General features: G+C 58.0%; 15 protein-coding genes. 7 read left to right on the top strand and 8 right to left on the bottom strand.

All coding sequences use genetic code 11. The features are described 5' to 3' along the window. Positions 1-104: 104 nt before the first annotated feature. The 7 genes from K3J57_RS01150 (at position 105) to K3J57_RS01120 (ending at position 5,259) form a co-directional block, all read left to right on the top strand. Positions 105-662, top strand: a complete 558-nt coding sequence (locus tag K3J57_RS01150) for an SH3 domain-containing protein (RefSeq protein WP_259796762.1) — start codon at positions 105-107, stop codon at positions 660-662. A gap of 323 nt (positions 663-985) precedes the next feature. After that, positions 986-1,816 carry an SDR family NAD(P)-dependent oxidoreductase gene (locus K3J57_RS01145; protein WP_259786061.1) on the top strand — a complete coding sequence of 277 codons (831 nt, stop codon included), beginning with the start codon at positions 986-988 and terminating at the stop codon, positions 1,814-1,816. A gap of 222 nt (positions 1,817-2,038) precedes the next feature. After that, the gene (locus K3J57_RS01140; RefSeq protein WP_055187853.1) at positions 2,039-2,242 is read left to right on the top strand and encodes a twin transmembrane helix small protein; all 204 of its coding nucleotides are present in this window, start codon (positions 2,039-2,041) and stop codon (positions 2,240-2,242) included. Then, the gene (locus tag K3J57_RS01135; RefSeq protein WP_259793509.1) at positions 2,242-2,814 is read left to right on the top strand and encodes a cob(I)yrinic acid a,c-diamide adenosyltransferase; all 573 of its coding nucleotides are present in this window, start codon (positions 2,242-2,244) and stop codon (positions 2,812-2,814) included. The genes K3J57_RS01140 and K3J57_RS01135 overlap by 1 nt, the downstream gene beginning before the upstream one ends. A gap of 131 nt (positions 2,815-2,945) precedes the next feature. Next, positions 2,946-3,392 carry a hypothetical protein gene (locus K3J57_RS01130; protein WP_259796758.1) on the top strand — a complete coding sequence of 149 codons (447 nt, stop codon included), beginning with the start codon at positions 2,946-2,948 and terminating at the stop codon, positions 3,390-3,392. Between the two features lie 179 nt (positions 3,393-3,571). Further along, complete coding sequence (locus tag K3J57_RS01125; protein WP_055187837.1) at positions 3,572-4,330, top strand: electron transfer flavoprotein subunit beta/FixA family protein; 759 nt, start codon at positions 3,572-3,574, stop codon at positions 4,328-4,330. Beyond that, positions 4,330-5,259, top strand: a complete 930-nt coding sequence (locus tag K3J57_RS01120; RefSeq protein ID WP_173485874.1) for an electron transfer flavoprotein subunit alpha/FixB family protein — start codon at positions 4,330-4,332, stop codon at positions 5,257-5,259. Before K3J57_RS01125 ends, K3J57_RS01120 begins: the two co-directional genes overlap by 1 nt. Before the next feature lie 69 nt (positions 5,260-5,328). Here K3J57_RS01120 and K3J57_RS01115 read toward each other — a convergent pair whose 3' ends face one another. The 8 genes from K3J57_RS01115 to K3J57_RS01080 all read right to left on the bottom strand — a co-directional run bounded on the left by K3J57_RS01115 (position 5,329) and on the right by K3J57_RS01080 (position 13,722). Then, positions 5,329-6,156, bottom strand: coding sequence for a DUF6473 family protein (locus K3J57_RS01115; RefSeq protein ID WP_259793507.1), 828 nt, complete (start codon positions 6,154-6,156; stop codon positions 5,329-5,331). 413 nt (positions 6,157-6,569) lie between these two features. Further along, positions 6,570-8,969 (bottom strand): methyl-accepting chemotaxis protein, encoded by a 2,400-nt coding sequence (locus tag K3J57_RS01110; RefSeq protein WP_259796756.1) that lies wholly within the window; start codon positions 8,967-8,969, stop codon positions 6,570-6,572. An 82-nt stretch (positions 8,970-9,051) separates the two neighbouring features. Further along, positions 9,052-9,915 (bottom strand): lysophospholipid acyltransferase family protein, encoded by an 864-nt coding sequence (locus K3J57_RS01105; RefSeq protein WP_259776464.1) that lies wholly within the window; start codon positions 9,913-9,915, stop codon positions 9,052-9,054. A gap of 44 nt (positions 9,916-9,959) precedes the next feature. Next, on the bottom strand, positions 9,960-10,232 hold the full coding sequence (locus tag K3J57_RS01100) for an HPr family phosphocarrier protein (protein ID WP_055187827.1): 273 nt from the start codon (positions 10,230-10,232) through the stop codon (positions 9,960-9,962). Then, positions 10,229-10,630 carry a PTS sugar transporter subunit IIA gene (locus K3J57_RS01095; RefSeq protein WP_173485877.1) on the bottom strand — a complete coding sequence of 134 codons (402 nt, stop codon included), beginning with the start codon at positions 10,628-10,630 and terminating at the stop codon, positions 10,229-10,231. Before K3J57_RS01095 ends, K3J57_RS01100 begins: the two co-directional genes overlap by 4 nt. After that, entirely contained in the window at positions 10,627-11,565 is a 939-nt protein-coding gene (rapZ, locus tag K3J57_RS01090) for an RNase adapter RapZ (RefSeq protein ID WP_375542818.1), read from the bottom strand. The genes K3J57_RS01095 and rapZ overlap by 4 nt, the downstream gene beginning before the upstream one ends. Beyond that, positions 11,549-12,034 (bottom strand): HPr kinase/phosphorylase, encoded by a 486-nt coding sequence (locus tag K3J57_RS01085; RefSeq protein WP_259786055.1) that lies wholly within the window; start codon positions 12,032-12,034, stop codon positions 11,549-11,551. Before K3J57_RS01085 ends, rapZ begins: the two co-directional genes overlap by 17 nt. Further along, positions 12,031-13,722: a sensor histidine kinase gene (locus tag K3J57_RS01080; protein WP_259786054.1), complete on the bottom strand. Its 1,692-nt coding sequence runs from the start codon at positions 13,720-13,722 to the stop codon at positions 12,031-12,033. The genes K3J57_RS01085 and K3J57_RS01080 overlap by 4 nt, the downstream gene beginning before the upstream one ends. Positions 13,723-13,747 lie beyond the last annotated feature (25 nt).

Genomic DNA, 13,747 nt, shown 5'->3' with positions numbered 1-13,747 from the left:
TGAGGTAAGGGTAAAGCTGCTTAAGGGGAATGACGTCATACTTTCCCCGTAACCTTTTTTAAAGCGCATTGTAGTAATTCACCCAAATTGTTGGGGGGCATGTAATGGGTATTTTCAAACTAACTTTCTTGACCGTTGGCGCGTTGGGGCTGGCCATGGCGCATTTTGGACGGGACGAAGGCCTGCCAGCCGATCGTCTGGGCCTTGAGCCAAGCATCGAAGCGGCCACAATCGAGCCGGTTTCGGCATCTCTCAAGACCGCGACCTTTATTGCCCCTGCGGCAATTGCGGCAGACCCGGCCCCCGCTGCCGTGGTAACGAAAGTCAAACCAAAAACAAAAATCACGCCTCCGGATCCTGATAGCGAAGTCGGCCGGGCGATGGCTGCCGCGCGTGAGATGGCAAAAACGGCTGAGGCTGAAATTGTCAAAGTGGCCGCTACTGCGCAGATTTCCGGCACATCTGCCCCGAAATTCGTGAACGCCAGCGCCGTGAACCTGCGTGCCGGCCCCTCTACCCGCCACGGCAAACTGGGCCGTGTGACACGTGGCATGGAAGTGCTGGACATGGGCGTCGCGGCCCCGGGCTGGACCCAGATCAAGGTCATCGAGACCGGCCAGCGCGGCTTTATGGCGACTAAATTCCTGTCAGCCAGCCGCTAAAGCGTCCCGCCTTATACCTGAAGCAGGGATAAGGCGGGGGGCGGCGCAACATACGCGCGTTTTGCGTGTTCCGCCACAAACCAGCCTTTCAGGTTTTTGGCGGAATGCTTTAATACAGAAATTGGAAAACCTGCCTCACGAACGCTGTTGGAGTTTAAATTTTTCAACGCCTTACGTGATGTGCGGCAGGTCCCCTTGATCCAGTTGCGCCATGGTGGGAGGGGGCGGGCTCCTCCCAGACTTCCCTCTTGTCGGACCTCTTGTCGGAAAAATCATCTGATTTTCTGTTGACGCGGGTCCCCCGTCCTTGCCAACTCACCCTCATGACACAGAAATCCCTGCTTATCACCGGATGCTCGTCGGGCATCGGATATGACGCGGCGCATTGCCTTGCCAAACGCGGCTGGCGCGTCTTTGCCACCTGCCGACAACAAAAGGATGTCGAACGCCTGAACGAAGAAGGGCTTGAGAGCCTGCAGCTCGACTATTCCAGCACCGCGTCAATCGAGGCGGCAATGGACGCCGTATTGACCCGCACGAATGGCCGCCTTGATGCGCTTTTCAACAACGGGGCCTATGCCATTCCTGGCGCTGTTGAGGACGTGCCGACCGACGCCCTGCGCGAAATCTATGAGGTCAATGTCTTTGGATACCATCACCTGACCCGTCTGGCGCTTCCCGTGATGCGCGCGCAGGGCCACGGGCGCGTGGTCAACAACTCCTCGGTGCTGGGCCTGACCGCCCTGCCCTGGCGCGGCGCCTACAGTTCAACCAAGTTCGCCCTGGAGGGGCTGACCGACACATTGCGGCTGGAAATGCGCGGCACCGGCATCCATATCGCGCTGATCGAACCCGGCCCGATCACAACCCGTATCCGTGAAAATTCCCGGGCCCCGTTCGAGCGCTGGATCGACTGGGAAAACAGCGCCCGCGCGGGCCTTTACCGCAAATTGCGCACCCGGCTCTATGATGACAGCGGCACGCCTGACCGGTTCGAACTGCCCCCTTCTGCTGTCACCGAAAAACTGATCCATGCACTCGAACACCCCCGTCCCCGCCCACGCTATTACGTGACCCGCGCCACCCATATTGCCGGGACGGCCCGGCGGTTGATGTCAACGCGGATGCTTGACCGGGTTACCCCGAACGGCTGAACAGAAAGGGGCGCTGCCCCTCGCCGCCTGCGCGGCTCACCCCGGGATATTTGCAGCAAGAGGAAAAGAGCATCTACCATCTTCCTCTTGCCTGAAATATCTTGGGGTGAATTGCCCCCATACGGGGCAAGAGGGGCAAAGCCCCTGACGGGACACGACAAACGCCCCCTCGCTTTTTACTCGGGTGCGCGCTATCCAATTGCCAGTCAACAGGAGATCCAGATGTTTGAAGATCCGCTTTTTGTCCTTGTCGTCATTGCTGTGGCCGCTGTGCTGATCATCCTGCTGATGGGTATTGGCACATTCGGCGCGGGCGGGAAGGTGGCACAAAAGCATTCCAACCGCTTCATGCGGTACCGGATCTACGCACAGGCCGTGGCCATTGCGCTTATTCTCCTGTTCATCTGGATGAGAGGAGGCAACTGATGGTCATTCTGAACAAGATATACACACGCACGGGTGACAAGGGCGAGACCGCGCTGGGGGATGGCACGCGACGCGCCAAACATGATCCGCGCGTGAGTGCTTATGGCACAGTGGATGAGACCAACGCGGTGATTGGTCTGGCCCGACTGCATGCCGGAGATGACGTGGACGCCGCCCTTGCCCGCATCCAAAACGACCTGTTTGATCTTGGTGCCGATCTTTGCCGCCCAGAGATGGCCAAAGACGCCGAGGCCGAATATCCGCCGCTGCGCATGGCGCAAGAGCAGGTGGACCGGTTGGAGGCGGAGATCGACGTGATGAACAAGGCACTTGATCCCTTGCGCAGCTTCATCCTGCCCGGGGGGTCCCCCCTCGCCGCCCATCTTCACATGGTCCGCACGGTCAGCCGCCGCGCCGAACGCCTTGCGACAGAGCTTGCCAGTGTCGAAGACGTGAACCCGGTCGCTGTGAAATACCTCAACCGCCTGTCCGACTGGTGCTTTGTGGCGGCCCGCATGGCCAATGACGGTGGCAAGGCAGATGTGCTCTGGGTGCCGGGGGCGAACCGCTGAAAGCAGCGTGGTTTCCAGTAGACATTGCGGCAACCGGACGGGTGGAGCCAGGGCCCGCACCGATGCCGCAGGCCGTGACTGACTCAGTCCTCATTCAACCTGGTGCAAGCCCGATCAACGGCACGTTTCGAATGACGCAAACCGGTGGCTTGATCACCTATGACTCCGACCTTTTGGCGTCCCCCAAGGCGTTCATCGCCACAATGGTGCATGAGCTGTCACATTACGCGATCCTCACCCAGCCTGCCCGGGCGGAATGGGAAACGGAACCAATGCTTGAGGAACTGGTCACCGATCTTTTTGTGATCGCCTCGGGGTTCGGGATCTTCAAGATTGAAAGCATCACCAACGCCTCGGCCTTTCAATCTCCTTTGGCACAGGGTTGGTGCATCTCTCATGCCGGTTATATTTCACCCGAGTTGTCAGCCGTGGCGTTGGCATTTTATCTGAGGCTGAACGATCAAGACCCTGATCTGGCAAAACCTCACCTGTCCGGGCTCAATCAGAAACGCCTGACCCGCGCCCTGCACCAATTGGACCGAGATGCAGAGCTGCTTGATGCTGCCTCGCCAAGATAAATGAAAGATTTGGGGCATGTCGCGAAACATTCTCGTAAAGAATCTCCTCCAAAAACAAAAAACGCGGCGTCCTTGGGACAAGACGTGACGATTTTGCGCTGTTTTTGACGGCCACGACTCGTTAAACGTGTCGCGAGAGCATGACCGCCCTTCGGGGCATAACTGGGAGAGACACGCCAATGAAGGTGCTTGTACCTGTTAAGCGCGTGATCGACTATAATGTGAAAGTTCGTGTAAAAGCGGATGGGACCGGTGTCGATCTTGCCAACGTGAAAATGTCGATGAACCCCTTTGACGAGATTGCCGTCGAAGAGGCCATTCGCCTGAAAGAAGCCGGCAAGGCAGAAGAGATTGTGGTCGTTTCGATCGGCGTGAAGCAAGCTCAGGAAACCCTGCGCACGGCGCTGGCCATGGGGGCGGATCGCGCCATCCTGGTTGTGGCAGCCGAAGATGTGCATCAGGATATCGAGCCGCTGGCCGTTGCCAAGATCCTGGCCAAAGTTGTTGAAGAAGAGCAGCCTGGTCTGGTTCTCGCCGGCAAACAGGCCATCGACAATGACATGAACGCCACCGGCCAGATGCTGTCGGCGCTCCTGGGCTGGTCGCAAGGCACCTTTGCCTCCGAGCTGGACATCGACGGCGACAAGGCTGTTGTGACCCGCGAAGTGGACGGCGGCCTGCAGACCATCAAGGTCAACATGCCGACCATCGTCACCGTCGATCTGCGCCTGAACGAGCCGCGCTATGCGTCGCTGCCGAACATCATGAAGGCAAAGAAAAAACCGCTGGACGAGAAAACCGCCGCCGATTACGGCGTTGACGTGTCGCCCCGTCTGGAAATCGTCAAGACCGAAGAACCTGCTGCCCGCGCCGCTGGCATCATTGTGGGTTCGGTCGACGAACTGGTTGAGAAACTCAAAGAAGCGGGGGCTGTATAATGGCTGTTCTTCTTCTCGCAGAAGTCAACAATGGCGAACTGGCGCTGGACGCCACCGCCAAGGCCGTCACCGCTGCCAAGGCACTGGGTGATGTGACCGTTCTGGCCGCCGGTGGCACCGCCGCCGCCGCCGGTGAAGCCGCCGCCAAGATCGACGGCGTGGCCAAAGTGCTGGTTGCCGAAGACGCATCGCTGGGTCACCGCCTGGCCGAATCGACCGCAGCGCTGATCGTGTCGCTGGCTGGCGATTACGACCACATCGTGGCCCCGGCCACCACCGACGCCAAGAACGTGATGCCCCGCGTGGCCGCCCTTCTGGACGTAATGGTGATCTCGGACGCAACCGAAGTGGTTGACGGCGACACCTTCGTGCGCCCGATCTATGCCGGTAACGCCATGCAAACCGTCAAATCGTCGGACGCCAAGAAGGTCATCACCTTCCGCACCTCGACCTTTGACGCCGCTGGCGAAGGTGGTTCGGCGGCTGTCGAAACCGTGTCCGCTGCTGACAATCCCGGCCTGTCCGAATGGGTTGAAGACAAGGTTGCCGAAAGCGACCGCCCCGAGTTGACCTCGGCTGGCGTTGTTGTGTCGGGCGGCCGTGGTGTGGGCTCGGAAGAGGATTTCAAACTGATCGAAACCCTCGCCGACAAGCTGAACGCAGCCGTTGGCGCCTCGCGCGCAGCCGTTGACTCGGGTTATGCTCCCAACGACCTGCAGGTCGGTCAGACCGGTAAGGTTGTCGCCCCCGAGCTGTACATCGCCGTGGGTATTTCGGGCGCCATCCAGCACTTGGCTGGGATGAAGGACTCGAAGATCATCGTTGCGATCAACAAAGACGAAGAAGCTCCAATCTTCCAGGTGGCTGACTTCGGTCTGGTGGCCGACCTCTTCGAAGCCGTTCCGGCCCTGACCGAAAAACTCGGCTGATCCAGCTTTCGAACCAAATAGAAAGGCCCGCCAAATGGCGGGCCTTTTTTGATGTGCAGCTATGCCCTGTCAGGGATGCGCGCGAATGCAACTGACCAGCGCATCGGCGGCAAGGTCATGGGCTACAGCCCCCAGCATGCACTGAGCAGCTGCCGCATCCATTTCCGGGAAAACCAGATCTTCGCGCCCGATTGTGATATCCTGCGACGAGACTTTTACCTCAACGATATCCTGCACAAAGGGGCGCACCTCGTTGATCATGTCCTCGTCCACCATTGCCGGGTCCGGTCCAAGCACACCATGCGGGCAGGTTTCCGAAATGGCGCGTTCAGAAAGCCACAGCAGGATCAGCGGACTTTCGATGCGCGCCACCAGCGATTTCATGCGCCCAACCCATGCTTCCTTCAGCTCCATTTCGACCATGGCAAACTTCTCCGCCGAAATCTCCTGAAGGGTCTGCAGCATATGGCGCGTAAAATTGAACTCGGTAAAATCAACCTCACGATAAATCGCTTTCAACAGGTTGGATGCGCGCAGGAAGCGGTCATTGCGACGGGGATGGACAGCATAGAACCGGTTGGACAGGTTCACCGCACCGGGCACCTGAAGGACCGTCCTCTTTGCATGGTTGCAGGCGTCCAGAATGGTCTGATCATGGGCAAACACATCGACCCCTGCATTCATGCATCCGAAATTGACCACCGGCATTCCCAACAGACCTTCCATAAGGTCCGGATAGGGATATTGCACAAATTTTCCGTAAGTTTCACTTCCCCCGAGGGCCGCTACATACGCACCATCCAGCGAACGCTGCGGTCCGCGAAACAAAATCTTCGACGCCCCATAACGGCATGGAAAATACTCAAGCGACGCTTCGCCAAGGCTTTGATAGGCCATTTCACCCACTCCATTTTTTCACCCAAGGAGGAGATTCGCCCAAAGCTCTTGAAATTTTGCTAACCTGAGAATTCGATTTAAACTGGTAACCAGATATTAAAACATCTCGGGAAATTCGCCGTTCCGGACCAGCCTTTATGAAATCAGTCTATCCAGGCGATGACTATGTGGCACGATGGCTGCGTATCGAACAGATTGAGTTCGGGTCACTATCCTTGTTTTGACAGCATCCCACATGTCCCAACGCAAAACCTGCCCCCAGCACCGAAGCAAAGAGAGGATTGCAGCAATTGCCATCCTTCGTGCGAAGCCCCCCGCATCATTGATGAACTCTCCCAGCCTGCCACCGCCCTCAAAGTGGAGATCACGCACAGGTGCACATGCCTATCACCACCCGATGGATGATGTGCCGGTTACGCGGCTTTGGTGGGTTTCGGCCCCTCACTTTGGGCCTGAGAACGCTCCACGATCCTGAATGTGGCAATAACCCCATCCAGATTTTCGGTTTCCATACGCAGTGACACGCCACTGGAGCTCGCCTGTTCGAACATGGCCGCGTTTTGCTGCGTAACCTGATCGAGCTGCTCTGCTGCGACCGTGATTTCCTGAATGCTCACCGATTGATCCGCCGCTGATTTTGCAATTTCGTCGATCCGATCGACAATGTCGGAAACCGCGTCCGCAATGGACTGAAGCGCAGCACCGGTGCGGTCTACCATTGCCACACCACGGTCCACTTCTTCCTCACTGCGGTTTACCAGTTCGGAAATCTCTCCGGCCGCCCTGGAAGACCGGGCAGCCAGATCACGGACCTCAGACGCGACAACGGCAAATCCCCGACCAGCTTCACCTGCGCGAGCGGCTTCGACACCGGCATTCAATGCGAGAAGGTTCGTTTGGAACGTAATGTCGTCGATCAGCCTGATGGCCGCTCCTATCGCGCCGGAGGAGGTTTGAATTTCGCGAATGGCAGAGACCGTCGACTGCACCAGCTCATTGCCGGAGCGGACTTTATCATTGGCTGACATCGCAGCAGCGTTCACCTCAGCTGCCAGACCAGCCGTTCCTGTGACCGACTGCGACAAAGTTTTGATGGCAGAGGTGGTTTCTTCAAGCGTCGCCGCAGCACGTTCCGTGCGAATGGCAAGGTCCTGGGTCGCGCCGGCAATTTCCTGAGTAGAACCGCTGATCACCGTTCCACTGTCCCGCACCCGCGCAAAGCTCGCTGAGAGGCGGGCAATGGACGAGTTTACCTGCGCCTGAATTTCTGCAAACACTCCGTCGTACTCACCGGTCATCTGATACGTCAGGTCACCTTCTGCCAATGCCGCAAGCGCATGGCTGATCTGGTTCAGACCTTTTTCTGTTACATCACACACCCGGTTCAGCCCGGTCCCAATCTCGGCAAAAGCGCCCTCCATCTGCGTAGGATCCAGCCGCTGGTCGAACTTCCCCCAGGCACAGGCGTTGACAACGGTCGCGATCTCTTCGGCGACCTGCATTTCACGTTGCAACTGATCTTCACGCTCCTGGGCAATTTGGCGTTCGCGCTCAGCATCCTGACGCGCCAGTTCCGCTTCTCGCTCCTGCTCGCGACGCTGCATCTCAATACGTGCTTCGCGTTCCTTTGCTTCACGGATGGCCATAGCGCGACGTTCGAGGCTGTTGTGTCGAAACACATCCAACGTGGCCATGACCTCTCCAAACTCATTTGCCTGAACAGGGGGCAACTCTATCTCGAGATTGCCATCGGCGAGCTCTCGGGCGGTTGTGACCAACCGACTGAAACCACGACGGATCTGCCCTGCAAAATAGACCGATATCATCAGCGCAAGACCGATTGCCCCAAGCGATGCCAGAACAAGCACGATAAGGCGCTGATCTGTAGCGCCCTTTTGTTGCGCCATCAAAACCTGCAACTCATCCGAGATCAAATTCTCTATGTTTTTCAATTGATTGATACGTTCCGTCTGGAGGTTGAAGAAATCCCCTCCGGTGAAACCACCCAGATTTCCTGCGCCTTCCTGCCCCAAGGCGATATTCCGCATCCGCTCCACTTTTTGAGCTACCTCGGACGCCTGCATTTTTTCATAAGCTGCGAGAGCGGCGGGGGTGGCCATGAAACGGAAATTATCGAAATTGACGGCTTGCGCTTCGATCAATCCCTTCAACCGGGCGGCCCGCTCAATATCGAAGAGACCTGCGGCAAAGCCACCGGAGCCCACTGCCCGCTCGATCCCGGCGGCTTCTTTGCCTTTGAGGAGGTGCACGAAAGCCAGGGTCTCATCCGCTATGCGTTTATCATCGCTGATCAAAGAAACACGCTGCACCAGATCCAGCATGTCGGTGTTGAGATTTGTATACAGCGCGATGGCGGATTTGGCGGAGATCGCAAGCTGGTCAACCTTTTCACGTGTCGAGGCGATATCCTGAAACCGTGCCTGATAGCCGGAAAGCCGGTCCCAGAATGCAGCATCAATCGCGCCGAGATCGCTTTGCGCCACAAAGGTCAGAAGCTCGGCATGGCGCGAATCTGTCTTTAATCGTTGATCAGCAAGCTCCTGTTTGAACTCCTTGCCACCGGAGGACAGAAACACGGATGTCGCTCCACGCTCTTTCTGCTGCTCATGCACGGCCTGCGTGATCAGTGCAATTGGTGAAATCAGCTGACTGAGCCTGTCCAACTGCCTTGCTTCATTCACCTTTTCCAGAACAAGGATGGTAGAGAACGCCAGTGCCACAAGCAACGGGACAACGGGAACGAGGAAAATGGCACGCGAAACTTTCAGGTTACCAAAGTCAAACACGGACATATCTGGACGGCCTCCGAAACGAGAGTTTACCGTCCTAACTAGGGGGAAGGTCTGACTTTTCCCTTAACTTCCCTACGTCCGGTCAGCGTTTCAAGTTCAGGGTATGGTCGCGCAACCAGGACATGAAGCCGCGGGGATCCTCAGACAACATGGCCATCTGCGCCTCGGTCAGAACAGGCCCGACAACCGGGCGCTGCGGCTTGTTGCAGCTTTTGACAATCTCGCGCAACAAAAGCCCCTGGCGCAGCGTCGGTGACAGGCGGTTGGCGATCTGATACCAGCGCGAATTGGCACCGGGGAAATAAATGGGCACAACCCTGGCCCCCGACCGGCGGATCAACTGGGCGGTAAACACATTCCAGTCCCGTTCGACCGGCGGCCCCCAGAGCGTGTCACTGGACGCAACAACACCGGAAGGAAACAGCGTCACAAGCCCACCTTCCTTCAGCCACTCCATTGTTTTTGCGCGCATTTCCACCATCTTGCGTTGCGCTTCGGGATCATGGGGAAAGGGCACCGGGATCATGTAGCTCGACGCGACTTCATCAATCCCATCCAGAACCGACCGGGTCAGAATGCGGTAATCATCGCGCCGTTGCCCAATCAGCTGAGCAAGCACCATTCCATCCACCAGCCCGTGCGGGTGATTGGCAACCACCACAACCGGCCCATCCAGCGGGATATGCGCGAGCTCTTCGGCAGGGGTCTGAACATCAATTCCCATCACGTCAAGGCAGGCGCGCCAAAAGGCCTGCCCTTTGGGAACCCCCTGCTTTTCGACCTTGCGCACCATTCGGATGATCGCAAGCTTTCCGGTCATCCATTCAATGGCCCGGATGGCCACCGCCTGCAGCGGGTTGTTGAATGAATTTGCGTATGTCAGACCGCGACGGTCGTAATGGGCCTGCGCCCCGTCATCGTCATATGCGTCTTGATCAGAGGTCAAACAGGATCACCATTGGTTTTGAACACATCCGAAGGAATGCGTTGTTACATTCCCTCACCGAACTTGTCCGCAACAAGCGTGTCCAGCGCATCAAGCAGCTTGGCGGCTTCCGGGCCGGATGTATCCACCTGGATGCTGGTGCCCTGAGACGCGGCCAGCATCAACAGCCCCATGATCGAGTCTCCCTCGGCCTCAAGCCCATCCTTTTCAACCCGCGCATGGGCATCATGTGCCTCGACCGTTTCAACGAATTTCGCAGAGGCGCGCGCATGCAGCCCCTTGACGTTGATGATCTCAAGAACCCGGCTATTGCTCATGTCGATGTCCCCTGACCCGCGTTGATACAATCAATATATTTGCGCCCTGCTGTCAGGGCCATTTCCGTTGCGCGTTCCACTGGCAAATGGCGCGATTTTGCCAATTTCACCAGCATCGGCAGGTTGGCTCCGTAAAGGATCCGTCGATCTGATTTGCAACAGGCTGGCAGGGAAAGGTTGGAAGGCGACCCCCCGAACATATCCACGACGACAACCACCCCGTCGCCCTGATCAACCCGATCAGCCGCCTGGCAAATCTCATTCTGCTTTGCGGCTCGATCCAGCTCGGCCGTTGTCGCAATGGCGGCCACACCTTCCTGCTGGCCGACCACATGTTCAACCGCGGCCAGATACTCGCCAGCCAATCCACCATGTGCGACGATCACAATTCCGATCACGCCTCTTTCCCCAAATTGTCCATCGCCTGCCCCGTGGACTGACGCTCAAGTTCCCGATGCCTAATTGACACCTGCCAGCCCTTATGTGCAAGTGCCTTTGCCAGCTTTTCCGTCAGGGCGACCGAGCGGTGCCTTCCCCCGGTGCATCCAATGCCAATGGCCAGATGCGCTTTTCCCTCTTCGCCATAGGCCGGTAGCAGAAACTCCGCCAGATCCGAAATCTTGTCGAAAAACGGGGCAAACCGCGCATCCTGCGCGACATAGTTCAGCACGCGGTCATCCTGCCCGGTCAGGGCGCGCAAGTCGGGATCCCAATGCGGGTTGCGCAGGAAGCGCGCATCAAAGACCAGGTCCAACCCGCGTGGCACCCCCCGCTTATAGCTGAAAGATTGAACGGAAACGGCCAGCCGATCCGTTCCCGAAACCGACAACCACCGAAGCAGCTCTTCTTTAAGGTCATGAGGCGACAGGTCTGCCGTATCAATCAGCACATCCGCCCGCCCTCGCACCGGTTCCAGCAGGCGCTTCTCAACCCGAATGCCATCAAGCGGCGTGTCCGCAGGGGCAAGCGGGTGCCTGCGGCGGGTTTCGGAATAGCGGCGCACCAGCACGTCATCAGTGCAATCCAGATATAACAGCTCCATGTGATAACGCGGATCGCTGCGCAGCGTTTCAATCACCTCAAGCATCATCTCGGTCGAGAAGTCCCGGTTGCGCGCATCCACCCCAAGCGCAATCGGGTGGGTCAGCGCCGGGCCCGTCAAAACGCGGTTCACAAGGGACAGCGGCAGGTTGTCGATTACCTCATACCCCACATCCTCCAGAACCCGCACGGCCGTGCTGCGTCCTGCCCCCGACGGGCCGGTCACCAGAACAACACTGGGGGGGCTGGGATCGCGTTGCGCAGGATCTGTCGCGTCAACCATCTTCTTCATTATGGACACCGAGTTTTACCATGTAAAATAAGGCACTTGGAAAATGCGGCGCGTCAACCCGCCAAAGGGTGGCAAGCGGGTATTTTGCCACGATTGTGACCGGGCGCGATGGCGGCAGGCGCTGATCTTCGGTCTGCGACAGGTCCACCACCCAGGCCAAAGGGGCAGAGTTTGCGTGGGGCACCCGGATCAATCCGACCCCGCGCGCTTCCATCTTTCCTGCCATGTGATCAGGGGCATGGGCCGTAAGTCCAGCCGGCGTGGCTGCAACACGGGTCAGATCGTCGGATACAAGCATCGCCCCGAGGGAAATAAGCTGAAGCGCCAGCGCGGATTTTCCGCTCCCGGACGGGCCAATCAGCATCACCCCCCTGCCATCAATCGCAACCGTGGTCGCGGGCACATAGCCGCGCGCGTCCGGGGTCAGAACCGCACCAGTCAGGGAACCGTGCGAGGCGGCCTCACTCACACCGGAAGCCCGACCACAAAACGTGCACCCAGGGGTTCAGAGGTGATGTCCGCATCGGTTGGGCGAATGTTTTCCGCCCAGATCACCCCGCCATGTGCCTCGACAATCTGCTTGGAAATCGCCAGGCCAAGGCCTGAATTGTTGCCAAACTGGTTTTCCGGGCGTTCGGAATAGAACCGCTTGAACACCTTCGTCAGGGCCTGTTCGGGAATGCCCGGACCGGTGTCTTCGACCACAACCAGCACCCGGTTGGCACGCCTGCGGACCCAGACCCGGATCGCATCCCCTTCTTCACAGAAGCTGAGCGCATTGGTGATCAGATTTACAAAAACCTGTGCCAGACGCGCCTCAAGCCCATTGATCACAATCGGTTCCGGCGGCAGGTCGGAAATAAAATCCACCCCTTTATCAACCGCTTCATTGCCGAGATACTGTGTGAGGTTCCCAAGCATTTTCAGAAGGTTGAATGGTTCTTCCTCTTCCTTCACAAGCTCGCTGTCCAGCCGTGAAGCGTTGGAGATATCACTGACCAGACGGTCCAGCCGACGCACGTCATGCTCAATTACATCCAGCAATTTGACGCGGTGCTCATCCTTTTTGGCCACCCGGAGCGTTCCGATGGCAGAGCGCAGCGACGCAAGCGGGTTCTTGATTTCATGGGCGACATCAGCGGCAAATTGTTCGTTTGAATCGATCCGGTCATAAAGAGCCGCCACCATGCCGCGCAGCGCACCGGACAGCCGGCCAATTTCATCGGGGCGACCGGACAGGTCCGGAATACGCACACGGCCCGGATTGACCTTGCGCGCATTCTTGTCGCGGCCCAGCTCGGCGGCCGTGGCCAGATCCGACAGCGGGTTGGCGATGGTCGAGGCCAGAACCAGACTCAACCCGATCGAAACAAGAATGGCAATCACGAACATCTGCAACAATTGTTCCCGCTCACTGCGCACCAGAAGATCCAGTTCCCCATCCGCGGATGAGACCGCAACGGCGCCAAGCGTCACCCCGTCCTTCAGGATCGGGGCCGCAACCGAAAACACCATCCCGACATCACTTTTTGCCCCCGGGGCAATCTGCGTTCCCCCGGCCAGGGATTTGTCCAGCAGGGTCCGGACCAATGCCTCACGATCCAGTGGCTTGGATTTTTCCCCGCTCGCCAGAACCGATGAAACACTGTCCCAAAGACTGTTCAGCATATCGGTGATAATGGTTGAATGGGCGCCCGGAGCAAGCCCGTTTACAGGGTCGGGCACGGTGCGCGCCTGTCCGACAACATTGCCCAACAGGTTCTTTTCCCGATCAAAAACAAAGGCTTCTACACCTTCGGGCAGGCTGAGGGCCGCCAGTGTTCCGGTGACATCAAGCCCTGTAGAAAGGGGTGTGCCCTCTTGCATCTGCGCTTCGAAAACATTGGCAATCAGTTCGGCCTCAACCACCAGGCCGCGTTCGCGCTGCAGCACAAGACTGTCGCGGAACGGGTTGAGATAGAGCACCCCGGCCACCAGCACCAGCAGACCCAGAAGGTTGAAAATGATAATCTTGCGGGCAAGCGGTGAACGATTGATGGAAATCAATCCCCGCTTGGCCCGTCCATCGCGCAGCTCGGCTTCGACGGTGTTCTGGGGACCAACCCAATCTTCACCGATAACCACATCCGAGCCTGATGACACTTTGGTATCGCGCAAATTCTTCCCCAGTCTCTGTTCTGTC

This window comes from Aliiroseovarius crassostreae, from assembly GCF_025137635.1.
GTDB classification, from domain to species: Bacteria; Pseudomonadota; Alphaproteobacteria; order Rhodobacterales; family Rhodobacteraceae; genus Aliiroseovarius; species Aliiroseovarius crassostreae.
The sequence above is the reverse complement of the archived record's forward strand: the minus strand, read 5'-3'. Positions and strand labels throughout refer to the sequence as shown.